The following is a 24,319-nucleotide window of genomic DNA, read 5'->3' as shown; positions in this document are numbered from 1 at the left end:
CCATGTAACCCCTGCCCGCGATGCAATTTCCCTTTTCCCTCGGTAAATTTAATTCCCATGACCGCCGCACAAGCAGACCATGCAGGTGCCCGAAGCGATATCAGAGAATTGCCGGAGGGCTTCAAGCTCGACTCCCCACGTATGGAGGACGGAGCCGCGATCTGGCGTATCGCCCGCGACTCCAGGACTCTGGACCTCAACTCCTCCTACAGCTACCTGCTGTGGTGTCGGGACTTCGCCGCCACCTCCGTCGTCGCCCGCGACGACGAGGGCGAGCCGGCGGCCTTCGTCACCGGCTACATCCGCCCCGAGCGCCCGGAGACCCTCGTCGTCTGGCAGGTCGCCGTCGACGACGCGCACCGTGGCCAGGGGCTGGCGGCCGCACTTCTGGACGGGCTGACCACCCGCGCCGTACGTGAACTGGGCATTCGTCACGTCGAGACCACCATCACCCCGGACAACGCCGCCTCCATGCGGCTGTTCGCGTCCTTCGCCGAGCGCCACGGAACCGGCCTCAAGCGCGAGGTGCTCTTCGACGCCGGGCTCTTCCCCGAGCAGGGCCACGAGCCGGAGGTGCTGCACCTCATCGGCCCGTTCGGCCCGCCACCAGGGCTCCGGGGCTGACGACCCCGCAGGCGCGGCCCCGTCTGCCGCGCCCCCGTACGGCACGCGGGACCGGCATCCGCACGGTGACCCCCCGTGGCACCGCGTGACGCCGCCCCGTCCCCCACAGACTTCGACCTTCTTTCGCCACTCATCTCCCAGGAGCATGCTGTGACCATCACCCAGCCCGATCTGAGCGTCTTCGAGACCGTGGAGTCGGAGGTCCGCAGCTACTGCCGCGGCTGGCCGACCGTGTTCGACCGTGCGCAGGGCAGCCGGATGACCGACGAGGACGGCCACTCCTACCTCGACTTCTTCGCCGGCGCCGGATCGCTCAACTACGGCCACAACAACCCGGTCCTCAAACGCGCCCTGATCGACTACATCGAGCGGGACGGCGTCACCCACGGCCTGGACATGTCGACGACGGCCAAGCGGGCGTTCCTGGAGTCGTTCCAGAACATCATCCTGCGGCCGCGTGACCTGCCCTACAAGGTCATGTTCCCGGGCCCGACGGGCACCAACGCGGTCGAGGCCGCGCTGAAACTGGCCCGCAAGGTCAAGGGCCGCGAGTCGATCGTGTCCTTCACCAACGCCTTCCACGGCATGTCGCTGGGGTCGCTGGCGGTCACCGGCAACGCGTTCAAGCGGGCCGGCGCCGGTATCCCGCTGGTGCACGGCACGCCCATGCCGTTCGACAACTACCTCGACGGCGCCTACCCGGACTTCCTGTGGTTCGAGCGGCTGCTGGAGGACCAGGGCTCGGGTCTGAACCAGCCCGCCGCGGTGATCGTCGAGACGGTCCAGGGCGAGGGCGGCATCAACGTCGCCCGCGCCGAATGGCTGCGCGGCCTGGCGGACCTGTGCAAGCGGCGCGACATGCTGCTCATCGTGGACGACATCCAGATGGGCTGCGGCCGTACCGGTGCCTTCTTCTCCTTCGAGGAGGCGGGCATCGTGCCGGACATCGTCACCGTCTCGAAGTCCATCAGCGGTTACGGCCTGCCGCTGGCGCTCACCCTGTTCAAGCCCGAGCTGGACATCTGGGAGCCGGGCGAGCACAACGGCACCTTCCGCGGCAACAACCCGGCCTTCGTCACCGCCGCCGCCGCGCTCGACACGTACTGGGCCGACGGGCAGATGGAGAAGCAGACGCTGGCCCGCGGTGAGATCGTCGAGGCGCATCTGAAGGCCATCGTCGAGGAGCACCCCACCGCCATCGCCGAGTACCGCGGCCGCGGTCTGGTGTGGGGTCTGGAGTGCGTCGACAAGAGCCTCGCGGGCAGGATCGCGGCGCGCGCCTTCGAGCTGGGTCTGCTGATCGAGACCTCCGGCCCGGAGAGCGAGGTCGTCAAGCTGCTTCCGGCTCTGACGACCACTCCCGAGGAGCTGGACGAGGGTCTTCGCACCCTCGCCCGCGCGGTCCGCGACTGCGCCTGACCGACCCCGGACCGGCCGGACCACCCGGCCGGTCCAACGCTGCTTCACGTTTCACAGAAAGGCACCGAGCACCGTGATCGTCCGATCCTTCAAGGACATCGAAGGCACCGACCGCCACGTCAAGGCCAAGTCCGGCACGTGGGAGAGCAAGCGCATCATCCTCGCCAAGGAGCGCGTCGGCTTCTCCCTGCACGAGACCACGCTGTACGCGGGAACCGAGACGTCGATGTGGTACGCGAACCACATCGAGGCCGTACTGTGCGTAGAGGGTGAGGCCGAACTCACCAACGACGAGACCGGCGAGAAGCACCTGATCACGCCGGGCACGATGTACCTGCTCGACGGCCACGAGAAGCACACGATGCGGATCAAGAAGGACTTCCGCTGCGTGTGCGTCTTCAACCCTCCGGTCACCGGCCGGGAGGACCACGACGAGAACGGCGTCTACCCGCTGCTCACCGAGCCCGAGGCCGAGCCCGAGACGGTCTGAGACCGACCCGGCCGGCGTCACCGTCTGCCCCGTCCGGCAGCCGAGGAGGCACGCAACACCCGCACGGAACGAAAGCACGTACGAGAGGAGAGGAAGGCAACACCATGACCACCGCACCCGAGCGCATCGCCGACCTGTACCCGACCCGTGGGACCGCCGAGGTCATCACCCCGCGGAAGGACCCGGTGGTGTGGTCGCAGCCCGGAGCGGCCGGCCCCTTCGAGCCGTCCGAGCTGAGCGACTTCGAACGCGATGGCTTCTTCGCCATCGGTGAACTGCTCACCGCGGAGGAAGTCGCGGTGTACCGCGCCGAGCTCGACCGGCTCGTCCACGACCCGGCGATGCGCGCCGACCCGCGCTCCATCGTCGAGAAGAAGTCGGGGAGCGTCCGGTCGGTCTTCGAGGTGCACAAGATCAGCGAGGTGTTCGCCGAGCTGGTCTCCGATCCGCGCGTGGTGGGCCGCGCGCGGCAGATCCTGGGGTCGGACGTCTATGTCCACCAGTCGCGGATCAATGTGAAGCCCGGTTTCGGTGCGTCGGGCTTCTACTGGCACTCGGACTTCGAGACATGGCACGCCGAGGACGGTCTGGCGAACATGCGCACGGTGTCCGTCTCCATCGCGCTGACGGAGAACTACGCCACCAACGGCGGCCTGATGATCATGCCCGGGTCGCATCACCGCTTCGTGGGCTGTGAGGGCGCGACGCCGAAGGACAACTACAAGCGGTCGCTGCAGATGCAGGACGCGGGCATCCCGTCGGACGAGGTGCTGACGACGATGGCCGACCGGCACGGCATCCGCCTCTTCACCGGCAAGCCCGGCTCGGCGACGTGGTTCGACTGCAACGCCATGCACGGCTCGGGCGACAACATCACGCCGTACCCGCGCAGCAATGTCTTCATCGTGTTCAACAGCGTGGAGAACGAAGCGGTGGAGCCCTTCGGGGCGCCGGTCCGGCGTCCGGAGTACATCGGGGCCCGTGACTTCACCCCCGTGAAATAACCGGGAGACGGCCGGAGGGCAGTGGGGAGACGGCCGGCGACCGGCCGGTACGGAGACGGGTGGCGCGGCCGCCGCACAGCAGGGTCTGTGCGGCGGCCGCGCCGTTGCGTCGGGCTGTCGCGCCGTCAGGCCCGGTCCAGTGCCGGGTAGTCGAGGTAGCCGGTGTCGTCGCCGCCGTAGAAGCTGGACCGGTCGGGGGTGTTGAACGGGCCGCCGAGCGCGAGCCGCCGGGGCAGGTCGGGGTTGGCCAGGAACTGCCGCCCGAAGGCGAGCAGATCGGCGCTGCCGTCCTCGATCAGACCGAGGTCCTCGGCGGAGGTGGGGCGGCCGTCGTTGGCGGGGTTGAGGACGAAGGTGCCGGTGAAGTGCTTGCGCAGCCGGGTCAGCAGGTCGCGGTCCGGGACGTCGCAGATGTGCAGGTAGGCCAGGCCGAGCGGTTCGACGGCCCGGAGCAGGGCGGTGTAGAGCGGCTCGGGGGCGGGCTCGTCGATGCCGTTGAAGGGGTTGCCGGGCGACAGCCGCAGGCCCGTGCGGTGCGCGCCCACGGCCTCGGCCACCGCCCGGGTCACCTCCACCGCGAACCGGATCCGGCCTTCGGTGCCGCCGCCCCAGGCGTCGGTGCGCCGGTTGCTGTTGGGGGCCAGGAACTGGTGCACCAGATAGCCGTTGGCGCCGTGGATCTCCACGCCGTCGAAGCCGGCCTCGACGGCGTTGCGGGCGGCGGCCGCGAACTCCTCGACGGTGGTGCGGATCTCGGCGTCGGTCAGCTCGTGCGGCGTGACGCAGTCCTCCATACCGTCCTCGGTGAAGACCTGGCAGTCGGCGGCCACCGGGGAGGGCCCCACCGGTATCAGGCCGTCCGGCAGGAGCACCGGGTGGCCGATCCGGCCGCCGTGCCACAGCTGGGCGAAGATCCGCCCGCCCGCCTCGTGCACGGCGTCGGTCACCCGGCGCCAGCCGGCGACCTGCTCGGCGGTGTGCAGCCCCGGGGTGAAGGGGTATCCCTGGCCGACGACGGTGGTCTGGGTGGCTTCGGTGACGATCAGTCCGGCGGTGGCGCGCTGGGCGTAGTAGGTGACCATCGAGTCGGTCGGCACCCCGCCGCCCTCGGTGGCGCGGTTGCGGGTCATCGGCGCCATGACGATGCGGTTGGCGAGCGGGGTGCCGGCGAGGTCTACGGGATCGAACGCGGTGGTCACTGAGGGCCTCTCAACTGCTGTTCGGGACATGGGACATGATCACGGGGATCACCTGCCATGATCGTTGGCACTTGGTTCAGCGCCGCGCCGGGCCCCCGCATTCCCGCCCGGGCCCCGCTTCACCCGGATGCGCCGCCGGGCCCGATCAGCTCCAGCAGCCGGTCGACGTCGTCGGTGGAGTTGTAGAGGTGGAAGGCGGCGCGCAGCAGGCCCCCGCGCACCGAGATCCGTACGCCCGCCTCGGCCAGCCGTCCCTCCGCGTCCGCCAGGCCCGGGGTGGAGACGATCGCGGAGCCGGGTGCCGGGCGGGGCAGCAGGCCGCGGGCGGCCAGCCCCGCGCGGTAGTGGTCGGCGAGCGCGGTGTTGTGGGCGTGGACCGCGGCCACGCCCAGTTCCTCGATCAGCGCCAGCGACCGCTCGGCTCCGGTGTAGGAGAGGTGGGCGTGCGGTTCGTCGAACCGGCGGGCGGTGGCGGCCGGCCGGCGTATCGGGCCGTAGTTCGCCTCGTCGAGGTCCTCGCCGGCCACCCAGCCCGCGTGCAGCGGCCGCGGCCAGTCCGCGCCGTCCGGCGCCGCGTCGCCGCCGAACGTCATGAACGTCGTACCGCGCGGGCACAGCAGCCACTTGAAGGCGCCGCAGACCAGGAAGTCGTAGTCGGCGGCGCGCAGCGGCAGCCAGCCGGCGGCCTGGGTGGCATCGAGATACGTCCGGGCGCCGTGGGCGCGCGCGGCGTCCCGTACGGCCGCCAGGTCCGCGATCCGCCCGTCCAGCGACTGCACCGCGCTGAACGCGACCAGCGCGGTCCCCGGCCGCACCTCCTCGGCCAGCGCCTCCAGCGGCACCGTGCGCAGCTCGATCCCCGGGTGCACGGCGAGCGGATTGACCAGGGAGCTGAAGTCGCCCTCGGGGACCAGGACTTCGGAGCCCGGCGGCAGCGAGGCGGCGACGAACGCGGACTGCACCGCCACCGAGCTGCCGATGGAGACCCGTTCCTCGGGGACGTCCAGCAGCCGGGCGAAGGCCGCGCGGGAGGCGGTGGCCGGCCCGAAGTAGTCGCGGCCCATCGTGCCGTAGGAGGCGGATTCCTCGATGGCCGCGCGCAGCGCGGCGGCGCTGCGGCGCGGGAGCAGTCCGCTCGAAGCGGTGTTGAGATAGGTCGTCTCGGGCGCGAATTCCGCCCCGCCCAGTGGCGCATGTCGCTGCATGCCCCCACTGTGCGGGACGGGTCCGCGGCCCGTCCACGGCATTGCCGTGTCGCTCAGCTGCCGGGGAGCGCGCAGCCGTCGTCCCCGCAGACCTCCCCGTCGCCGGCCGGCAGGACCTGTACGGCGGCGCTCTCCTCGTGGGCGCGCTCCAGCGCCTGCCGGAAGACCTCGGCGGGCTGGCCGCCGGAGATGCCGTACCGGCGGTCGATGACGAAGAAGGGGACGCCGGTGGCGCCCAGCTCCGCCGCCTCCCGCTCGTCGGCGCGCACCTCCTGGGCGTACGCCTCGGGGTCGGCCAGCACCCGGGCGGCCTCGTCGGCGGGCAGCCCCGCCGCGACGGCCGTTTCGCTGAGCACGGCGGGGTCGGCGAGGTTGCGGGCCTCGGCGAAGTTGGCGTGGTACAGGGCGCCGAGCAGCGCGTCCTGGACGCCGTGCGCCTTCGCGAGGTGCAGCAGGCGGTGCAGGTCGAAGGTGTTGCCGTGGATCCGGTCGGAGCGGTAGGCGAGCCCCTCCCCCGCCGCCGCGTCCGCCACCCGGGCCTCCATGGCCTCGGCCTGCTCGCGGCTGACGCCGTACTTCGCGGCCAGCATGTCGAGCACGGGGACGTCCGTGGCGGCCGGCGCGTTCGGGTCCAGCTCGAAGGAGCGGTGGACCACCTCGACGTCATGGCTGCCGTATTGCTGCGCGAACGCGGCGAGCCCGGCCTCGAAGCGGGCCTTGCCGATGTAGCACCAGGGGCAGGCGATGTCGGACCAGATCTCGACGCGCATGGGGTATTGCATTCCTCGTTGTCGGTGGGGGCTGTGCCTTGTGGGTGGACGCCGGTACAACCTGCGCGGCCGCCGGGCTATTCCCTGGGTACGGTCCGGGCATGAGCACCCCAGGGAATGCGGCCGGGTTCTGGGAGACCACCGGAGCGGCCAAGACGTTCACCCATCCGCTCGATGCGGCGCTGCTCGCGGAGTTCGTGCCGGTGACGGCGCGGGTGCTGGACTACGGCTGCGGCTACGGGCGGCTGACCGCCGAGCTGTCCGGGCTCGGGTACCGCTCGGTGCGCGGGGTGGACTTCTCGGCGGCGCTGGTCGAGCGGGGGCGGCGGGAGCATCCGGGGGCGGATCTGCTGCGGTGGGCGGGGTTCCCGTTGCCGTTCGCGGACGGGGCGTTCGATGCGGCGCTGCTGTTCGCGGTGCTCACGTGTGTGCCGAAGGACGCGGATCAGGCGGAGATCGTGCGGGAGCTGGGCCGGCTGGTGCGGCCCGGCGGGGTGCTGTATCTGAGCGATGTGCCGTTGCAGAGCGATCCGCTCAACCGGGAGCGGTACGAGCGCTTCGCCGGGCGGTACGGCACCTACGGGGTCTTCGAGACGCCCGACGGCGGGGTGTTCCGGCACCATCCGCCGGAGTGGCTGCGGGGGCTGGTGCGTGCGGCGGGGTTCACGGTGGTGCGCGAGCGCCAGGACACGGTGGGCACCGTGGACGGCCGCGCCGTCGGACGACTGCAGTTCATGGCGCGGCGGGAGCGGCCAGCGGCAGCGTCAGAGTGAGGTGGGTGGCGTCGGGGGCGGGGCGGCGCCCGGGGTCGGGCCGCCAGCCCAGGCCGGTGTAGAAGGCGCGGGCCCGGTGGTTGTGCCACAGGACGTCCAGGACCGCCCGGGAGCAGCCGGCCGCGTGCCAGGCGTGCAGGCAGGCGGCGTGCAGGGCGCGGCCGACGCCGGTGCCCCAGTGGCGGGGGTCGACATGCAGCTGGTGGAGCGTGACGGTGGCGGGCGCCGCGGCGGCTCCGGTGGGGGTGCGGTGGCGGTAGGAGGCGGCGCCGACGACGGTGTCCTGCCGTACGGCGCAGAGCGCGGGCGTGTCGTCGCGGTCCAGGGTGCGGCCCCAGGCGGCGAGCCCGCGGGCGTGCTCGGCGGGGGTGTCGAAGGGCGCGTCCGGGAAGCGGCTGTGCTGGTACGCGGCGCGGGCGGCGGCGTGCAGGCGGGCGATCGCCTCCAGGTCCGCGGGGGTGGCGGAGCGGACCTGGAGGGATGCCGTGCGGCCGGCGGAGCACACGGTCCCTACCCGCCCTCGGGGCGGCCGTCGACGCGGCGCGGGAGGCCGAGCGGGTTGTCGTCGCGCAGCTCGGGCGGGAGCAGGGCGGGCGGGGTGTCCTGGTAGGCGACCGGGCGCAGCCATCGTTCGACGGCGGTGCCGCCCACCGAGGTGGAGGTGGAGGTGGTCGCCGGGTAGGGGCCGCCGTGATGCTGGGCGGGGGCGACCGCGACGCCGGTCGGCCAGCCGTTGACGACCACGCGTCCGGCGAGCGGGGTGACCTCGGAGAGCAGCCGGGCGCCGTACCCCGCGTCGTCCGTCCCGGCGCTCTCCGCGTCGCCGAGCTGGAGGGTGGCGGAGAGGTTGCCGGGGAGCCGGGCGAGGACGGCGCCGATCTCGGCGTCGTCGGCGTAGCGGGCGACGACGGTGACCGGGCCGAAGCACTCCTCCAGGAGGACGTCGTGCGGCCCCTCCTCGGTGAGGTGGGCCGCGGGGACGGTGAGGAAGCCGGCGCTGACCGTGTGCGTGCCGCCCGCCCCCGGGGTCACCGGAGCCTGGACGCCGGGGAGTTCGGCCCGGCTGCGGACGCCGTCGAGGAACGCCTCCCGCATCCGGTGGTCCAGCAGCACCCCCGCCTCGGTGTCGCTGACGGCGTCGGTCAGCGAGGTCAGCAGCCGGTCCCCGGCCTCACCCTCGGGCGCCAGGACCAGGCCGGGCTTGACGCAGAACTGGCCGGTGCCGAGCGTCATCGATCCGGCGAGCCCGGCGCCGATCGCCTCGGCGCGCTCCGCGGCCGCGGCCTCGGTGATCACCACGGGGTTGAGGCTGCCCAGCTCGCCGTGGAAGGGGATGGGCTGCGGGCGGGCCGCGGCCGCGTCGTACAGGGCGCGGCCGCCGCGTACCGAGCCGGTGAAGCCCGCGGCGGTGATCAGCGGATGGCGCACCAGGTCGAGGCCGGCCTGGAAGCCGTGGACCAGGCCCACCACGCCCTCGGGCAGGCCGACGTCGGCGGCGGCGCGGCGCAGCAGCGCGGCGCACAGCTCGGAGGTGGCGGGGTGGTCGGGGTGCGCCTTGACGACGACGGGGCAGCCGGCCGCCAGGGCGCTGGCGGTGTCGCCGCCGGGGACGGAGAAGGCGAGCGGGAAGTTGGAGGCGGAGTAGACCGCGACCACCCCCAGCGGGATCTTGTAGCGGCGCAGGTCGGGGCGCGGCGGGGTGAGGGCGGGGTCGGCGTGGTCGATCAGTACGTCGAGGAACGCGCCGTCGGCCACGACGTCCGCGAACGCCCGCAGCTGGTAGGTGGTGCGGCCCAGCTCGCCGGTGAGCCGGCCGGGGCCGAGCGCGGTCTCCGCGTCGGCGGCCTCGATGACCGCCTCGCCCGCCTCGTCGAGCAGATCGGCGGCGCGGCGCAGCAGCGCGGCGCGCACCTGGCGTCCGGCGAGCGCGACGCGGGTGTCGTGCGCGGCCCGTACGGTCCGGTCCACCTCGGCCGCTGTGGCTTCCACCGCAACCTGTTCACGCCGCTTCCCGGTTCGGGGGTCGACACTCCAGACTGGTGCTGCTGCCGCTGTTGCCACCGTGCATTCCTCCTGGGCGAAGACTTGCCGCACCCTGGACGTCGTTCGATATGCTGAACGTCGTCCCAGATGGTGAATAGCTGGGACTCTATGGCGGTCCGAACAGAGGGGTCAAGGGCGATGTCAGCTGCCGATACCGGGGGATCTCAGGTCAAGTCCGCGGTGCGGACGGTGGAGTTGCTGGAGTACTTCGCGGGCCGCCCCGGTATGCACAGCCTGGCCGCCGTCCAGGAAGCCGTCGGCTACCCCAAGTCCAGCCTCTACATGCTGCTGCGCACCCTGGTCGACCTGGGCTGGGTCGAGACCGACGCGACGGGCACCCGCTACGGCATCGGCGTCCGCGCCCTGCTGGTCGGTACGTCGTACATCGACGGCGACGAGGTGGTGGCCGCCGCCCGCCCCACGCTGGACCGGCTCTCGGACGACACCACCGAGACCATCCACCTCGCCCGCCTGGACGGCACCAACGTCGTCTACCTCGCCACCCGCCAGTCGCAGCACTATCTGCGCCCCTTCACCCGGGTCGGCCGCCGGCTGCCCGCGCACTCCACCTCCCTGGGCAAGGCGCTGCTCGCCACCTACACCGACGACCAGGTCCGCGGGATGCTGCCGCCGACCCTGGACGCGCTGACCGAGCACACCATCACCGACCGCGAGGCCCTGATCGAGGAGCTGCACGCGGTCCGCGAACAGGGCTATGCGGTGGACCGCGAGGAGAACACCCTCGGCCTGCGCTGCTTCGGCCTCGCGATCCCCTACCGCACCCCGGCCCGGGACGCCATCAGCTGCTCGGTGCCGGTGGCCCGGCTGACCCCGGACCACGAGCAGATGATCAAGGACATGCTGTTCGACGCCCGCGACCGGCTGACGCTGGCGACCCGCCGCCTCTGACTGAGGTATCGGGCGGTCCTCCCCCGTACGGCGGAGGCGGATCGTCGGCGGCGCCGAGGCGGGCGGGGCGCGGCGCCGGAAGGCTGGTCACCATGACCACTCGGACCACCCGCCGTACCTCGGCCACCCCGACTCCCGCCCCGCGCAGGGCCGTTCGCGCCGCGCTGCGGGCGATCACCCTCGCCGCCTGCGTCCCGTACCTCTCCCTCAAGATCGCCTGGATCGCGGGCGGCCGCATCGGCATCCCCCAGGGCAGCGCGCTGCGCAGGGACGGCAACTCCCTGATGGCGCTGAACGGGCTCACCCTGCTGATGGACGGCGCGGTGATCCTGCTGGCGTTTCTGCTCACCCGGCCCTGGGGGCGACGGGTGCCGTCCTGGCTGCTGGCGCTGCCGATGTGGTGCGCGACCGGGCTGCTGGCCCCGATCGTCGCGGCGTTCCCGGTCCAGACGCTGGGCGCCGCGCTGCACGGCTCGAAGGTCACCGACGACGGCGCCGCCGCGCTGCTCGACCCCTGGGTGTGGACCCTCGTCTACTCCGGCTTCATCGTCCAGGCCCTGTCCCTGGGCACCCTCTTCGTCCTGTACGCCAGGGAACGCTGGGGCCGCCTGTGGCGCGGCCGGACCGGGGACCTGCCCGCCGGCCCCACCCGGTCCGCGCGCCGGCTGACCGCGGGCGCGGCAATCGCCCTGGCCCTGCTCCCCGCCGCGATGCATCTGCTGTGGGCCGCCGGCGGCACGGCCGGTCTCGGCCCCGAACGGGCCGCGGCGCAGGGCTTCGACGCCCGGGTGAACGACGCCTCGTACGTCCTGTTCTCCGTGCTCACGATGGCCGGTGTGCTGATGCTCGGTTACGGGCGCGGGCGCCGGGTCCCCGTCCTCGTACCGCTGGCCGCCGCCTGGACCGGCTCGGGCGCGCTGGCCTGCTGGGGCGGCTGGCTGCTGCTGACCACGCTGAACTGCACGGCGGGTGACCCGAAGCTGCCCACCCCGCCGATGAACCTGACCTACGCTGTGCAGATGATCACCGGGATATTGGTGGCCGCCGCCGGGGCTCACTTCTTCGCGGAGCGCCGGGCCGAGGCCGAGCCCGAGGCCGCGCGGTGCGACTGAACCGACGGCGGCGGAACGGACAGCGGCAAAACGGTCCCCGACGGCACGTACTGCGCTGGGTCCATCTGGTGATCGGCGGCGCAAGCCTGATGCCGTACTTCCTGGTGACGTCGGTCCTCGTGGCGTTGGTCATGGACGGCGCCGACCCGTACCGCGACGTGGTGACCCAGTTCCTCGCGTTCGGTGCCGCGCTGCCCCTCGCCTGGCTGGCCGCGCTGGCCTTCGCGCCGGCCCGGCCGATGGCGGCGAGCGCCGTACGGACGTTCTGCGGTGTGCCGGGGGAGCTGCTGGCCGACCGGCCGGGGTACTCGTGGGCCGCCCGGCGGCGCACCGCGCTGTGGTTCCTGGTGCACCAGGCGGCCGGCGCGATCGTGAGCGGGATGTCGCTGGCCGCGCCGCCGGCCGCGGTGGCGCTGATGGTGCTGCCGTTCTCGGCGGCGCTGCGGCGCGGCTTCCCGGCGTGGCAGCGGGCCGCCCCCGGGATGCTCGGCCCGCTCGCCGGGCTGGCGCTCATGGCCCTGGTGATCGGCACGGCCTGGGGAGCCGGGAAGCTGCTGGCCCGTCTGGCGCCGGTGCTGCTGGGCCCCACGCCCGCCGACCGGCTGGCCGCCGCCGAGCGCCGGGCCGCCGATCTGGCGTCCCGCAACCGGCTGGCCCGCGAGCTGCACGACTCGGTGGGCCATGCGCTCAGCGCCGTCACCCTCCAGGCCGCCGCGGCCCGCCGGGTGCTGGACGCGGACCCGGAGTTCGCCCGCCAGGCGCTGGCCGCCATCGAGGAGACCACCCGCGATGCGGTCGCCGAACTGGACACCGTGCTGGGGCTGTTGCGCGAGGAGGACGGCGCCCGGCCGACCTCTCCGGCGCCCACCCTGGACGGCCTGAACGCCCTCCTGGACCGCACCCGCGCGGCGGGCCTGGGCATCGAGGCGACGGTCGAGGGAAACGTCGCGGGGCTGCCGCCGATGGTCTCGCGGGAGGCCTACCGGATCGTGCAGGAAGGGCTGAGCAATGCGCTGCGGCACGCCGGACCGGTGGCCGTGACGCTGCAACTGTGCGTGAACGAACGGGAGTTGAGACTGACGATGGAGAATCCGGTGGCTGCGGCCGGACCGGCGGACCGCACCGGCGGCGGACGGGGGCTGCGCGGGATCGGCGAGCGGGCCCGGCTGCTGGGCGGCGAAGCGACGGCCGCCGCCCACGAAGGCGTATGGCGGCTGACGGCCGGCCTCCCGATCGCGGGAGCGGCACGGTGAGCGGGGGCGCGGACACGCCCCCGCTGCGCATCTTCCTCGCCGACGACGAGCGGATGGTGCGTACGGCGCTGCGCGCGATCCTGGGCGCCGAGGACGACATGGAGGTGGTCGGGGAGGCCGCGACCGGTGCGGAGGCGGTGCCGCTGATCCGTGAACTGCGCCCCGACATCGTCCTGATGGACGTCCGGATGCCGGAGATCGACGGGATCCGGGCGACCGAGCAGGTGCTGGCGGGGATGCCGGAGCCGCCGCGCGTCATCGTGGTGACGACCTTCGAGAACGATGCGTATGTGTACGACGCGCTGCGGGCCGGGGCCAGCGGGTTCCTGCTCAAGCGGTCCGGGGCGGACGAGCTCGTGGGGGCCGTTCGGATGGTGGCGCGCAGCGATTCGCTGCTGTTCCCGGCCGCGGTCCGGGCGCTGGCCGCCCGGCACGCCGGGGAAAAGGCGGCCGGCGATGCGGCGCGGGAGCTGCGGGCCCGGCTCTCGGACCGGGAGCGGGCGGTGCTGCGGCTGATGACGGCGGGGCTGACCAACGCCGAGATCGCGAGCCGGCTGGGCGTCGGCCCGGCCACCGTCAAGACGCATGTGGCGGGGGTGCTGGCCAAGCTCGGCGTGCGGGACCGGACCCAGGCGGTGATCGCGGCGTACGAATGCGGATTCGTGCGGCCGGGGTGACCGCTCGGCGCCACGGCCGCCACCCCCGGGTGATGCCGTTCACCCATTCGTCCCGGCCGGGCAGGCCCGGCCGCCGCCGTACCGATTAGCTCGGGGGTCAAGAGGCGCGGACCTCCTCCCCCGCGGCACAACGGCGTGCCGCAGGCCGCGCCTCGTGGAGGTCCGCGCCATGCGATCCCTGCGCTCCCCTCGGCCGCTCACCGGTGCCGCGCTCTGCGCCGCCGCACTCGCCCTCGCCGCGCCCGCGGCGTCCGCCGGCGACTTCGGCGAGGTCGAGGCCTCGCCGCAGCCGGCCAGGGCGGGCTCCAGCGTGTCGCTGACCACCAGGGACTGCGGGCACAGCCGGTCGGCGACCGTGGACGCCGGCGCGCTGGGCGGGGGCACCGCCACGCTGCGCCCCGGCGGGGACGGGGGTGCGCTGGTCGGCGAGTTCCACGTCAGGCCGGACACCCGGCCCGGCAACTACGGCATCGCCGGCACATGCGCCGACGGCAAGGACCTCACCGGCACGGTCAGCGCCGGCACGGTCGGCGCACAGGGCCGCCCGATGCCCAGAGGCGCGGTGCGCACCGGCGTCGGCCCCACGGCCGAGGGCGCCGACGCCACCGAGATCCTGGCCGGTACGGGCCTGATGCTGGCGGCCGCCGCCGGGGGCACATGGGTGCTGCGGCGGCGTCACGGGGGCGGGTGGAGCGGTAGGCGGCCGGGGTGACCTGCTGGACGCCGAGGCCGGCGATGCGTTCCGCGGTCCCGAGGTCGCCGATCATGTCCCAGGAGCGGAGGGCGGGCGGCGGCGCTGCGCCTCATGCCCCCGGCGCGGCCGACGCCAGGACCAGCCCGTGGTCGATCAGCGCGGCGAGCCGTTCGACATGCGCCGGGGACGGTTCGCTCAGCGGCGGCCGGACCTCGCCGACGTCCGCGCCGCGCAGCCGTACCCCGGCCTTGACCAGCGAAACGGCATAGCCGCGGCCCTGGTTGCGCAGTTCGACCAGCGGCCGGTAGAAGCCGTCCAGCAGCCGGGCGACGGTGTCGTGGTCGCCGGTGGCCAGCGCCCGGTGGAAGGCGAGGGCGATCTCGGGGGCGAAGGCGAAGACGGCGGAGGAGTAGCGGTGCACGCCCAGGCCCAGGTAGGCGGGACCGGTGAGTTCGGCGGTGGGCAGGCCGTTGAAGTAGAGGAACTCCTCGTCGGGGGCCTCGGTGCGGACCGCGCAGATGATGCGCTGGAGGAGGTCGAGGTCGCCGAGGCCGTCCTTGAGGCCGACGATGCCCGGCGTGCGGGCCAGGGCGACGACGGTGGCGGGCTCGAAGACGGCGTTGTCACGCTGGTAGACGATGACGGGCAGGGGGGTGGCGGCGGCGAGTTCGCGGTAGTGCCGCAGCAGTCCCTGCTGTCCGGCGACGACGAGGTAGGGCGGCATGGCGAGCAGCCCGTCGGCACCCGCTTCCTCGGCGAGGCGGGCGAAGCGGACGGCGAGCGCGGTGCCGTAGCCCGCTCCGGCGATCACCGGGACGCGGCCGGCGGCCTCCTCGACCGCCGCGGCGACGCACTCGGCGAATTCCTCCGGGGTCAGCGCATGGAACTCGCCGGTGCCGCAGCAGGCGAAGACGGCGGCCGCACCCGCCTCGATCCCGTCGCGCACATGGGCGCGGAACGCCTCCGGGGCCACCGTGCCGTCCGGCGCGTACGCGGTCACGGGAAAGAACAGCAGCCCGTCGAGACGGTCGGCGAGCTGCGGGGACCTCCCGGCTGCGGCTGGAGGAGGATGTGCGGTCACGGGCTCTCCCTGGCAAGTCGAGGCGTCTGCCGTGCACGTTCATGACTGACGTCCACACTTATGAACATCCGCTACGCTAGAGCAGCCCCTCGCACCGGTCAAGACCCCACAACTACCCCCCGGCAAGCGGATTTACCAGGTTGGTCAAGCGTCTTGACCGGCCCCTGTGCGACTTCTAGCGTTTCCACGCATATGAATTCGGTCCACCCATGCAGCCCTGTAGCGCAGCGGAGGAGTTCCCGCCCATGACCGCACCCCGCACCGTTCTGCTCACCGGCGCCGCCGGCGGCCTCGGCACCCTGATGCGCGAGCTGCTGCCCCCGTACGGCTATGCGCTCCGGCTCTTCGACCAGCGGCCCGTCGAGGGCGCACCGGACGCCGTCACCGCGGAACTGGCCGATACGCAGGCGCTGCGGGAGGCCGTACGGGGCGTCGACGCCGTCGTGCATCTCGCGGGCATCTCACTGGAGGCCCCGTTCGAGAAGATCCTGCGGGCCAACATCGAAGGCACCTACCACCTCTACGAGGCGGCGCGCGAGGCGGGCGTCCGCCGCATCGTCTTCGCCTCCAGCAACCATGCCGTCGGCTTCACCCCGCGCCCCGAGGACGGCTCGGGTGCGATCCCCGTGGACACCCCCCGCCGGCCCGACACCTACTACGGCCTGTCCAAGGGCTTCGGCGAGGACCTCGCCTCCCTCTACCGGGACCTGCACGGCATCGAGACCGTCTCCGTCCGCATCGGCTCCTGCCTCCCCGAACCCGTCACGGTGCGCATGCTGTCGACGTGGCTGAGCCCGGCCGACTGCGCGCGGCTGCTGCACGCCGCGCTCACCGCCCCCGACATCGGCCACACCGTCGTCTACGGCTCCTCCGCCAACACCCGCCTGTGGTGGGACCTTTCCACCGCCCGCGCGCTCGGCTACGTACCGCAGGACGACTCCGAGCCGTACGCCGCCGAGCTGATCGCCGCCCAGGGGGAACTCGACCCCCGCAACCCCGAACACGCACACCTCGGCGGCGCCTTCTGCACCGACCCGCCCCGGTGGCCGCACTGAACGTGGCCCGCGCCACGCCACGGAACCCGCGCCGTCCCGGCCGCGTCCTCGTCTGTGTACCAACCCTCCCGGCAGGAACGAGGAACACATCATGGGCATCGTCACCTGGCTCGTACTGGGCCTGATCGCGGGCGTCATCGCCAAGGTCCTGCTGCCGGGGCGGGACCCGGGCGGCCTGGTCGGCACGACCCTGATCGGCATCGCCGGCTCCTTCATCGGCGGCTGGCTGTCCACAAAGATCCTGCACCGCCCGATCCCGAAGGACATCGGCGAACCCTCCATGTGGATCGCCTCGATCGCCGGGGCCCTGGTCCTGCTGATCGCCTACCGGCTGCTCTTCGGCAACTCCCGCGAGCGGCACTGACGGGGACGGCCCGGCCGGCGGTTACGGGCCGACGGGTAATGGAACCGCAAAGGGCGACCGATCGTTACCTCTGACATGACCGCTATGACTCCTGGCTCGAATCTCCCCCTCACCGCCACGCGGGTGGCAGTGGACGTCACCGCCCCCGCACAGCTGGATGTGTCGGGCCTGCTGCTCACCGCCAACGGCAAGGTGCGCTCCGACGACGACTTCGTCTTCTACAACCAGCCCAACGGCCCCGGCGTGACCCACACCGCGGCGGCCGGCGGCAGCGGCGACACCATCACCGTGGACACCGCCGCGGTGCCCGAGGGCATCGAGAAGATCGTGGTCACCGCGAGCCTGGACGCGCCCGGCGCGACCTTCGCCGGCACCGAACCGACCGCCACGGTCCGCAGCGCCGACGACGGCAGCGTGATCGCCTCCTTCACCCCGCCGCAGCTGGGCTCCGAGACCGCCCTGGTGGTCGTCGAGGTCTACCGCCGCAACGGCGTCTGGAAGGTGCGCGCGGTCGGCCAGGGCTACGCCAACGGGCTCGCCGGGATCGCCACCGACTTCGGCGTCAGCGTGGAGGAACCGGCGGCGCCCGCCGCCGCACCGCAGACGCCGCCCGCGCCCCCGGCCGCCCCCGCCCCGGCGCAGGCCGCCGCTCCCCCGACCCCGCCCGCTCCCCCGGCGCCGGGCCCGGCCGCCCCGGCCACCGGCAAGATCAACCTCGACAAGGGCCGGGTCAGCCTCCAGAAGAACCAGACCGTCTCCCTGGTCAAGGGCGGTCAGCCGCTGCTCAGCTCCGTCTCGATGGGCCTGGGCTGGGAGCCCGCCTTCCGCGGCAAGAACATCGACCTGGACGCCTCCGTCATCGCCTACGGCCCCGACCGCAAGAAGATCGACAACTGCTTCTTCGGCAAGCTGATGATCCTGGGCGGGGCGGTCCAGCACTCCGGCGACAACCTCACCGGCGACGGCTCCGGCGACGACGAGGTCATCACCGTCCACCTGGGCGGCCTCCCTCCGGAGGTCACCGGCCTGGTCTTCACGGTGAACTCCTTCTCCGGCCAGAAGTTCTCGGACGTCGCCAAGGCCTACTGCCGGCTGAGCGACTCCGGCACCGGCGAGGAGCTGGTCCGCTTCGACCTCACCCACGCCGAACCCCGTACGGGCGTGATGATGGCGAAGCTGATCCGCCAGTTCACCGGCGAGTGGGAAATGACGGCGATGGGCGAGTTCGTCGACGCCCGCACGGTACGCGGCATGGTCAAGCCGGGAGCCGCGGCGCTGTAGGGATCCGCAGGTCGCGGTCATCGGCACCACCAGGGAGGGCCCGCAGCAACCGGCTGCGGGCCCTCCCGCGTCCTCCGCCGGTCACCCGGGCAGCTGCGGCCCCCGTCGCGGGGCGGGCGACCCGGCGCGCGCCCGCAACGGCCGAACCGGACGCAGCGCGCCCGCGGTCCGGGGCCGAGAATGGTGTCGTCCGCATCCGCCGGGCCGTATCGGCCGGGCCCACTTCCCTTCACCGTCCGCAGGCGCCCAGGATTCCCCCCGCGAGGAGCATGCGATGGCGCAGCAGCCGTCCCCGGCCGGCGACACCGGCAGCACGCCAGACCTCTCTCACCCGGACGGCCCGGCGCACCCGGACCTCCCCGACCGGGTCGCCACGGTCTACGGCGACCACGATCTGAGCACCGTGCCCGCCTTCGCCGGCGGCTTCATCAACTTCGGCTACTGGGCATGGCTGCCGGACCGCGCGGACGGGCCGCTGAGCGAGGCCGACCGGGTCCGCAGCGAGGAGGATCTCTACCGCCTGGTGCTGGGCGGCTTCGAGCGGACGCGGGGGCGCAGCGCCCTGGAGGTCGGCTGCGGGCGCGGCCTGGGCTGCGCGCTGGCGCTGCGGGAGTTCGGGCTGGGGCCGGTGACCGGCCTGGACGTGCACCCGGACCAGATCGCCCGCGCCCGCGCCACGCACGCGGACCTGCTGGCCGGGCCCCCGGACGGCCCCGCCCGGCTGGACTTCGTCCAGGGCAGCGCCCACCGCATCCCGCTGCCCGCCGCGAGCATCGACTGCCTCTACTCCGTCGAGGCGGCCCAGCACTTCCGTGACCTGGCGGGCTTCGCCCGGGAGGCCGCGCGGGTGCTGCGCCCGGACGGCCGCCTGGCGCTGACGACGTTCTTCGCCCGCATGCCGGAGGCCGCCCGCGCGCTGCCCGATCTGCTGCCCCCGTACGCCGACGGCCTGGACGTCCCGTACGTGATCGACGACGTGGCCGGGATGCTGGCCGCGGCCGGGCTGCGGGACGTCCGGGTGCGGGCGATCGGCGAGCAGGTCTGGGAGCCGTACGACCGCTTCATGGCGCAGCGGCCGGAGCTGCGCGACGAATGGCCCCGGCGCTATCTGACGGCGTACCGGACCGGCCTGCTGGACTACTACGTCCTCACGGCCGCGGCACCGGACTCCCTCAGCGCTGGCGCCGGATCCGCTTCCACGGCCCGGTGATCGCCAGCATGATCCCCGGCTCCTGGATGTTGGCGAACAGCGTCCGCCCGTCCGGCGAGAAGACCGGCCCGGTGAACTCGCTGAACTCGGGCTTGTCGGCCGTGCCGATGTTGAGTTCGTTGCGCGCGACGGGATACGTACGGCCGTCCTCGGTCGCCCCGAACAGATGCTGGACGCCCTCGCCGTCCTCGGCGATGATCAGCCCGCCGTAGGGCGAGACGCTGATGTTGTCGGGACCGTCGAACGCGCCGTCCTTGTCCGGGTCCGGGTTGACGCCGAAGCGCACCTTCAGCGTCAGCGTCCGGCGCCGCGGGTCGTAGAACCACACCTGCCCGTCGTGCTGGACCGGGCTCTCCTCACGGGCGAACGAGGAGACGACGTACGTGCCGCCGTCCGCCCACCACATGCCCTCCAGCTTGCGGGCACGGGTGATCTCGCCCTCGGCGAACTGGTTGCGCACCGAGACGGTGCGGGCGTCGCGGTCGGGGACCTCGATCCAGTCGACGCCGTAGACCGTGCCGACCTTGGTGGCGCGCGAGAGATCGTCGACGTACCGGCCGCCGGAGTCGAAGCACTTGGGCGCCGCCAGCACACCGGCGTCGTCGGCCAGCGTCCGCAGCTTGCCGCGGCCGTGCTCGAAGCCCTTCGGCGGGGTCCAGCGGTAGAGCAGGCCGTTGGGCCCGGAGGCGTCCTCGGTCAGGTAGAGGTGGCCGCGCCGGGGGTCGACGACCACGGCCTCGTGGGCGTAGCGGCCCAGCGCCTTGACGGGCTTCGGATCGCGGCCGGCCTTCCGGTCGTGGGGGTCGACCTCGAAGACATAGCCGTGGTCCTTGGTCATGCCGTGCCGGCCGGCCTTGTCCTCGTTCTCCTCGCAGGTCAGCCAGGTGCCCCAAGGGGTGGTTCCGCCCGCGCAGTTGGTGGACGTGCCGGCGATGCCGACCCACTCGCCGACCGGGGTGCCGTCCTTGGCGACCTCGACGACGGTGCAGCCGCCGGCCGCCGCCGGGTCGTAGACCAGGCCGTCGGCGAGCGGCACCGGGTGCGGCCAGTCGGCGCGCGGGCCCTTGAGCTCGTGGTTGTTGACGAGCAGGGTGGTGCCGCGGTGGCCGGCGAAGGTGCCGGTGCCGTCGTGGTTGGAGGGGGTGGACTCGCCGCTCTCGAGCGTGGTCACACCGGTCCGGGTGATGATGCGGTACGAGAATCCGGCGGGCAGCGCGAGGATGCCGTCCGGGTCCGGGAGCAGCGGGCCGTAGCCGAAGGCGTGGCCGTCCGCGTGGCCGTCGGGCCCGGCGTCCGGGGCCTCCTCCCCGATGGCGCCGGGCGCGGTGGCCAGCACGCCGACGCTGCCGGCCAGCGCCACCGAGGCGCCGGTGAGGGCGGAGCGCTTGGCGAAGTTTCTCCGGGTGAGCGGCATAGTCATCTCCTGGACGGCCGGTTTCTTCCCCTGGGTCTGCGCCGCACACGCTCTCGTGCGCCGTCGAACTCCAGTTGAACGCGGCCCTACGTCCAGGAAGCGGTTGCCCTTCGCACGCGACGGCGGGCGGCCGGTCCGGCCGCCCGCCGCGCGCACCGAGGCATCCGCCGGCTCAGCCCGTCCGCCGGGACCGCGCCTTGAAGGCGGCCTTGCGGGCCTCCTTGGCGGCCTTCTTGTCCGGGTGCAGCCGGCCCATGGCCTCCAGGACATCGGCGGTGGCCGGGTGGTCGACCCGCCAGGCGGTGTCGAAGAACCCGCTGTGCTGCTCGGTCAGGCTCTGGACGAGGTCCCGCAGCTCGGCCGCCGTCTCGTCGTCCGCGCCGTCCAGCTGCGCCGCGATGGTGTCCACCGTCAGCCAGAAGATCATGTCCTGGGACGGCTCGGGGATGCCGGGCAGGGCACGCTCGGCGAGCCAGACCCGGGCCAGGCCGCCCAGCTGCCGGTCGTCGAGGACCTCGCGCAGCGCGGCCTCGGCGTCCGGGGTGACCAGGGAGAGGGTCTGCTGGGCGGCGAGCCGGCGCAGCGGGGCGCGCTCGTCGTCTCCGCGGGCGGCGGCCAGCAGATCGCGGGAGGCGTCGAGGGGGGTACGGGCGGCGAGCCACAGCTCGGACTCGGCCTGGGCGAGCGGCTCGGGGTAGCCGGGCAGCGCGTCCAGGAGGACGTCGGCACCCTTGTCGGTGAGGTCGCCGACGGCCGGGGCGTGGACGCCGGCGTCCAGCATCCGGGCGCGGACGGCGTAGACGCCGAGCGGGGTGAGGCGGACCATGCCGTAGCGGGAGACGTCCTCGTCGGTGAGCGGTTCGGCGGCGCTGACCGTCTCGCCCTGCTCGTCCAGCTCCTCGATCAGCGCCTCGTCGACGGGCTGGTAGGCGACCAGCCCGATCGGCTCCAGCACCCGGAACTGGTCGTCCAGGCGCATCATCGCCTCGGAGACCTCTTCGAGGACGTCGTCGGTGGGCTCGTCCATGTCGTCCGGGACGATCATGGAGGCGGCCAGTGCGGGCAGCGGAACGTCCTGGTCGGGGCGCTCGCTCACGGCGGTGAGCAGATAGAGGTTGCCGAGGATGCCGTCCAGCAGCTCGGCCTCCTCCTCCGGGTTCCAGTCGATCGCGTCCAGGTCCAGTTCGCCGCCCTCGGCGATCTGGTCGGCGATGTCGGAGAGGTCGGGGGCGGCCGCGTCGGCGAGCACCGTCTCCATGCCCTGGAGCCAGATGTCGAGGATGTCGTGCGGGCTGCCGGAGGTGAGCAGGCGCAGCTCCTCGCCCGGGGTGGCGGTGCCGATCGCGGCGTCGTCGTCGCCGTCCTCCCCCTCGGGGACCTCCGCGATCTCCACCAGTCCGGTGTCCACCGCCAGCTGCCAGGCCTCGGCGGTGTACGCGGCCCCGTCCTCGTCGTCCGTCAGGCCCAGGTGCTCGGTGGCGGCCCCCAGCGCCTCTTCGAGGATCTCGCCGCCCGCGCCGACGGGCACGCCCCGCTCGGCCCAGCGGGCGAGCTTGGCGGCGCGGGCCATCAGCGGGGCGCCGAGCGCCTCCCGGGCCAGCTCCGCTTCGGAGTGCAGCCGCACCGGCGGCAGAGTGGGGCGGTCTGCGGACATCTGGGGCTCAGCTCCTCGGAGGGGACTACGGGCTCGTGCGACGCCCAAGCGTAGACGGAATGTGCCGCATCTCGGGCGGTTCACCCCCTCGTACGCTCCCGTCCACCGGGAGAACCTTGACAACTTCCTTACCCAGACCGGAGATTGACGCGCGTAGCGTACGAGCGCCGGTCCCGCTCGGCACGCTCTGTTGCTGCTCACCCCCCATACCCCCCTTTCTTCCGGAGGCACAGCATGCCGTCCCCTCGTTCGCTTCGCAGGCCGGCCGCCGTCGGCGTGGTGGTCGTGGCCGCCCTGACCGGCGGACTGATCACCGCCACCCAGTCCGCCCATGCGGCGGGCACGCGGATCCATGACATCCAGGGCAGCACCCGAATATCCCCGCTCGCCGGGAAGCAGGTCAGCGAGGTGCCGGGCACGGTCACCGCGGTCCGCTCCTTCGGCTCGTCACGCGGCTTCTGGGTGCAGGACCCCCACCCGGACAGGAACGAGGCGACCAGCGAGGCCGTCTTCGTCTTCACCGGCAAGGAGACCCCGAAGGTCTCCGTGGGCGACGCGATCACCTTCGCCGGTACGGTCAGCGAGTACTACCCCGGCGGCAAGGACGCCGGCCTCCAGTCCGTCACCGAGATCACCGACGCCACCTGGAAGGTCACCGCCTCCCGGACCCCGCTGCCGGCCGCCTTCAAGCTCAACCCGGCCTCGGTGCCCAACCGTTACGCCCCCGACGCGGGCGGCAAGAGCATCGAGTCGCGCACGCTGAAGCCCGCCTCGTACGCGCTGGACCGCTATGAGTCCCTGGAGGGTATGCGGGTCTCGCTCGGCAGCTCCCCGGTCGTCGGCGCGACCAACACCCACAACGAGCTGTGGGTGACCGCGGAGCCGGGCCACAACCGCACGGCCCGCGGCGGCACGCTCTACGGCTCGTACGCGGACCCCAACGGCGGCCGGATCAAGGTGCAGTCGCTCATCCCGTTCGCGCAGCGGCCGTTCCCGGTGGCCGATGTCGGCGACGAGCTGACCGGCACCACCGCCGGGCCGCTGGACTACGACAACTTCGGCGGCTACACGCTCCAGGCCACCGAGCTGGGCAAGGTCACCGACCACGGCCCGGCGCCGGAGACCACCCGCAAGCAGAAGTCCGACGAGCTGGCCGTGGCCACGTACAACGTCGAGAACCTCTCCCCCACCACCCCGCAGGCCAAGTTCGACCGGCTGGCGAAGGCGCTGGTGACCAATCTGTCGGCACCCGATGTGGTCGCGCTGGAGGAGGTCCAGGACGACAACGGCGCCACCGACGACGGCACCGTCACCGCCGGGACCACGCTGAAGAAGCTCACCGACGCGATCAAGGCGGCGGGCGGCCCGGCGTACGAGTGGCGCCAGATCGACCCGCAGAACGACCAGGACGGCGGCGAGCCCGGCGGCAACATCCGCAATGTGTTCCTGTTCAACCCCGCGCGGGTGGCGTTCACCGACGTCAAGGGCGGCGACGCCACCACGCCGGTGAAGGTCGTCGACGACCACGGCAAGGCCGGACTGTCCGCCTCGCCGGGCCGGATCGCGCCCACCGACCAGGCATGGAAGACCAGCCGCAAGCCGCTGGTCGGGCAGTTCTCGCTCAAGGCCCGGCCGGGCAGCCGGGTGTTCGTGATCGCCAACCACTTCAACTCCAAGGGCGGCGACCAGGGCCTGGACAGCCGCTTCCAGCCGCCGGCCCGCAGCTCGGAGACCCAGCGCACCGCACAGGCAAAGCTGGTCAACGCGTTCGTCAAGGACCTGCTGGCCAAGGACTCCAAGGCCAAGGTGGTGGTCGCCGGTGACCTCAACGACTACCAGTTCTCGGCCGCGCTGAAGAACCTGACCGGCGGCGGGGTGCTCACCGACCTGGTGGGCAAGCTGCCGAAGGCCGAGCGCTACGGCTACGTCTACCAGGGCAACTCCCAGGTCCTGGACCACATGCTCACCACCAAGGCGCTGGCCCGGACGGACTACGACATCGTCCACATCAACGCCGAGTACGCCGACCAGGCCAGCGACCACGATCCGCAGGTGCTGCGCGTCAAGCCGTAGGTCACCGGCTGTCAC

23 protein-coding genes are annotated in these 24,319 nt (G+C 72.9%); 15 read left to right on the top strand and 8 right to left on the bottom strand.

What is annotated here, in order from left to right; all coding sequences use genetic code 11:
- The first annotated feature begins 57 nt into the window (after positions 1-57).
- The 4 genes from ectA to thpD all read left to right on the top strand — a co-directional run bounded on the left by ectA (position 58) and on the right by thpD (position 3,537).
- The gene (gene ectA / locus ACIGWZ_RS24175; protein ID WP_400067882.1) at positions 58-624 is read left to right on the top strand and encodes a diaminobutyrate acetyltransferase; all 567 of its coding nucleotides are present in this window, start codon (positions 58-60) and stop codon (positions 622-624) included.
- A 150-nt stretch (positions 625-774) separates the two neighbouring features.
- Positions 775-2,043: a diaminobutyrate--2-oxoglutarate transaminase gene (gene ectB / locus ACIGWZ_RS24170; RefSeq protein WP_400067880.1), complete on the top strand. Its 1,269-nt coding sequence runs from the start codon at positions 775-777 to the stop codon at positions 2,041-2,043.
- A gap of 73 nt (positions 2,044-2,116) precedes the next feature.
- A complete protein-coding gene (locus ACIGWZ_RS24165; protein ID WP_362712624.1) occupies positions 2,117-2,533 on the top strand; it encodes an ectoine synthase in 417 nt (138 codons plus the stop codon).
- A gap of 104 nt (positions 2,534-2,637) precedes the next feature.
- On the top strand, positions 2,638-3,537 hold the full coding sequence (gene thpD, locus ACIGWZ_RS24160; RefSeq protein WP_400067877.1) for an ectoine hydroxylase: 900 nt from the start codon (positions 2,638-2,640) through the stop codon (positions 3,535-3,537).
- Positions 3,538-3,662: 125 nt separating this feature from the next.
- On the opposite strand, the gene ACIGWZ_RS24155 is transcribed toward thpD, so the two are convergent.
- The 3 genes from ACIGWZ_RS24155 to ACIGWZ_RS24145 form a co-directional block, all read right to left on the bottom strand.
- On the bottom strand, positions 3,663-4,736 hold the full coding sequence (locus ACIGWZ_RS24155) for an alkene reductase (protein WP_400067875.1): 1,074 nt from the start codon (positions 4,734-4,736) through the stop codon (positions 3,663-3,665).
- A 119-nt stretch (positions 4,737-4,855) separates the two neighbouring features.
- On the bottom strand, positions 4,856-5,941 hold the full coding sequence (locus ACIGWZ_RS24150; RefSeq protein ID WP_400067873.1) for an aminotransferase class V-fold PLP-dependent enzyme: 1,086 nt from the start codon (positions 5,939-5,941) through the stop codon (positions 4,856-4,858).
- 53 nt (positions 5,942-5,994) lie between these two features.
- Complete coding sequence (locus ACIGWZ_RS24145; RefSeq protein WP_400067871.1) at positions 5,995-6,711, bottom strand: DsbA family oxidoreductase; 717 nt, start codon at positions 6,709-6,711, stop codon at positions 5,995-5,997.
- A gap of 101 nt (positions 6,712-6,812) precedes the next feature.
- Here ACIGWZ_RS24145 and ACIGWZ_RS24140 point away from each other — a divergent pair, with 101 nt between their 5' ends.
- Entirely contained in the window at positions 6,813-7,484 is a 672-nt protein-coding gene (locus tag ACIGWZ_RS24140) for a class I SAM-dependent methyltransferase (RefSeq protein ID WP_400067869.1), read from the top strand.
- On the opposite strand, the gene ACIGWZ_RS24135 is transcribed toward ACIGWZ_RS24140, so the two are convergent.
- Together ACIGWZ_RS24135 and ACIGWZ_RS24130 are read right to left on the bottom strand one after the other, a co-directional pair.
- Positions 7,444-7,989, bottom strand: coding sequence for a GNAT family N-acetyltransferase (locus tag ACIGWZ_RS24135; protein ID WP_400067867.1), 546 nt, complete (start codon positions 7,987-7,989; stop codon positions 7,444-7,446). The genes ACIGWZ_RS24140 and ACIGWZ_RS24135 overlap by 41 nt on opposite strands.
- A gap of 5 nt (positions 7,990-7,994) precedes the next feature.
- On the bottom strand, positions 7,995-9,545 hold the full coding sequence (locus ACIGWZ_RS24130) for an aldehyde dehydrogenase (NADP(+)) (RefSeq protein ID WP_400067865.1): 1,551 nt from the start codon (positions 9,543-9,545) through the stop codon (positions 7,995-7,997).
- Positions 9,546-9,665: 120 nt separating this feature from the next.
- Here ACIGWZ_RS24130 and ACIGWZ_RS24125 point away from each other — a divergent pair, with 120 nt between their 5' ends.
- The 5 genes from ACIGWZ_RS24125 (at position 9,666) to ACIGWZ_RS24105 (ending at position 14,190) form a co-directional block, all read left to right on the top strand.
- On the top strand, positions 9,666-10,436 hold the full coding sequence (locus tag ACIGWZ_RS24125; RefSeq protein WP_400067863.1) for an IclR family transcriptional regulator: 771 nt from the start codon (positions 9,666-9,668) through the stop codon (positions 10,434-10,436).
- Positions 10,437-10,528: 92 nt separating this feature from the next.
- On the top strand, positions 10,529-11,548 hold the full coding sequence (locus ACIGWZ_RS24120) for a hypothetical protein (protein WP_400067861.1): 1,020 nt from the start codon (positions 10,529-10,531) through the stop codon (positions 11,546-11,548).
- Between the two features lie 89 nt (positions 11,549-11,637).
- Entirely contained in the window at positions 11,638-12,801 is a 1,164-nt protein-coding gene (locus tag ACIGWZ_RS24115) for a sensor histidine kinase (RefSeq protein ID WP_400068053.1), read from the top strand.
- A complete protein-coding gene (locus ACIGWZ_RS24110) occupies positions 12,756-13,478 on the top strand; it encodes a response regulator (protein WP_400067859.1) in 723 nt (240 codons plus the stop codon). The genes ACIGWZ_RS24115 and ACIGWZ_RS24110 overlap by 46 nt, the downstream gene beginning before the upstream one ends.
- A 169-nt stretch (positions 13,479-13,647) precedes the next feature.
- Positions 13,648-14,190: a hypothetical protein gene (locus ACIGWZ_RS24105; RefSeq protein ID WP_400067857.1), complete on the top strand. Its 543-nt coding sequence runs from the start codon at positions 13,648-13,650 to the stop codon at positions 14,188-14,190.
- 91 nt (positions 14,191-14,281) lie between these two features.
- Here the strand turns inward: ACIGWZ_RS24105 and ACIGWZ_RS24100 are convergent, their stop codons facing one another.
- Positions 14,282-15,253 (bottom strand): 5-dehydro-4-deoxyglucarate dehydratase, encoded by a 972-nt coding sequence (locus ACIGWZ_RS24100; protein ID WP_400067855.1) that lies wholly within the window; start codon positions 15,251-15,253, stop codon positions 14,282-14,284.
- Between the two features lie 245 nt (positions 15,254-15,498).
- On the opposite strand from ACIGWZ_RS24100, the gene ACIGWZ_RS24095 reads away from it, so the two are divergent.
- The 4 genes from ACIGWZ_RS24095 (at position 15,499) to ACIGWZ_RS24080 (ending at position 19,163) form a co-directional block, all read left to right on the top strand.
- Complete coding sequence (locus ACIGWZ_RS24095; RefSeq protein WP_400067854.1) at positions 15,499-16,308, top strand: NAD-dependent epimerase/dehydratase family protein; 810 nt, start codon at positions 15,499-15,501, stop codon at positions 16,306-16,308.
- 91 nt (positions 16,309-16,399) lie between these two features.
- Entirely contained in the window at positions 16,400-16,672 is a 273-nt protein-coding gene (locus tag ACIGWZ_RS24090) for a GlsB/YeaQ/YmgE family stress response membrane protein (RefSeq protein WP_400067852.1), read from the top strand.
- 84 nt (positions 16,673-16,756) lie between these two features.
- Positions 16,757-17,953, top strand: a complete 1,197-nt coding sequence (locus ACIGWZ_RS24085) for a TerD family protein (protein ID WP_400067850.1) — start codon at positions 16,757-16,759, stop codon at positions 17,951-17,953.
- A gap of 274 nt (positions 17,954-18,227) precedes the next feature.
- Positions 18,228-19,163: a class I SAM-dependent methyltransferase gene (locus tag ACIGWZ_RS24080; RefSeq protein ID WP_400067848.1), complete on the top strand. Its 936-nt coding sequence runs from the start codon at positions 18,228-18,230 to the stop codon at positions 19,161-19,163.
- Here ACIGWZ_RS24080 and ACIGWZ_RS24075 read toward each other — a convergent pair.
- Positions 19,126-20,577, bottom strand: a complete 1,452-nt coding sequence (locus tag ACIGWZ_RS24075) for an alkaline phosphatase PhoX (protein ID WP_400067846.1) — start codon at positions 20,575-20,577, stop codon at positions 19,126-19,128. The genes ACIGWZ_RS24080 and ACIGWZ_RS24075 overlap by 38 nt on opposite strands.
- A 172-nt stretch (positions 20,578-20,749) precedes the next feature.
- Positions 20,750-22,231 carry a hypothetical protein gene (locus ACIGWZ_RS24070; protein ID WP_400067844.1) on the bottom strand — a complete coding sequence of 494 codons (1,482 nt, stop codon included), beginning with the start codon at positions 22,229-22,231 and terminating at the stop codon, positions 20,750-20,752.
- A 234-nt stretch (positions 22,232-22,465) separates the two neighbouring features.
- Here ACIGWZ_RS24070 and ACIGWZ_RS24065 point away from each other — a divergent pair, with 234 nt between their 5' ends.
- Complete coding sequence (locus ACIGWZ_RS24065; RefSeq protein ID WP_400067842.1) at positions 22,466-24,304, top strand: endonuclease/exonuclease/phosphatase family protein; 1,839 nt, start codon at positions 22,466-22,468, stop codon at positions 24,302-24,304.
- Positions 24,305-24,319 lie beyond the last annotated feature (15 nt).

This window comes from Streptomyces sp. NPDC053427 (genome assembly GCF_044544985.1).
In the GTDB taxonomy this organism is placed as follows: Bacteria; Actinomycetota; Actinomycetes; order Streptomycetales; family Streptomycetaceae; genus Streptomyces.
The sequence above is the reverse complement of the archived record's forward strand: the minus strand, read 5'-3'. Positions and strand labels throughout refer to the sequence as shown.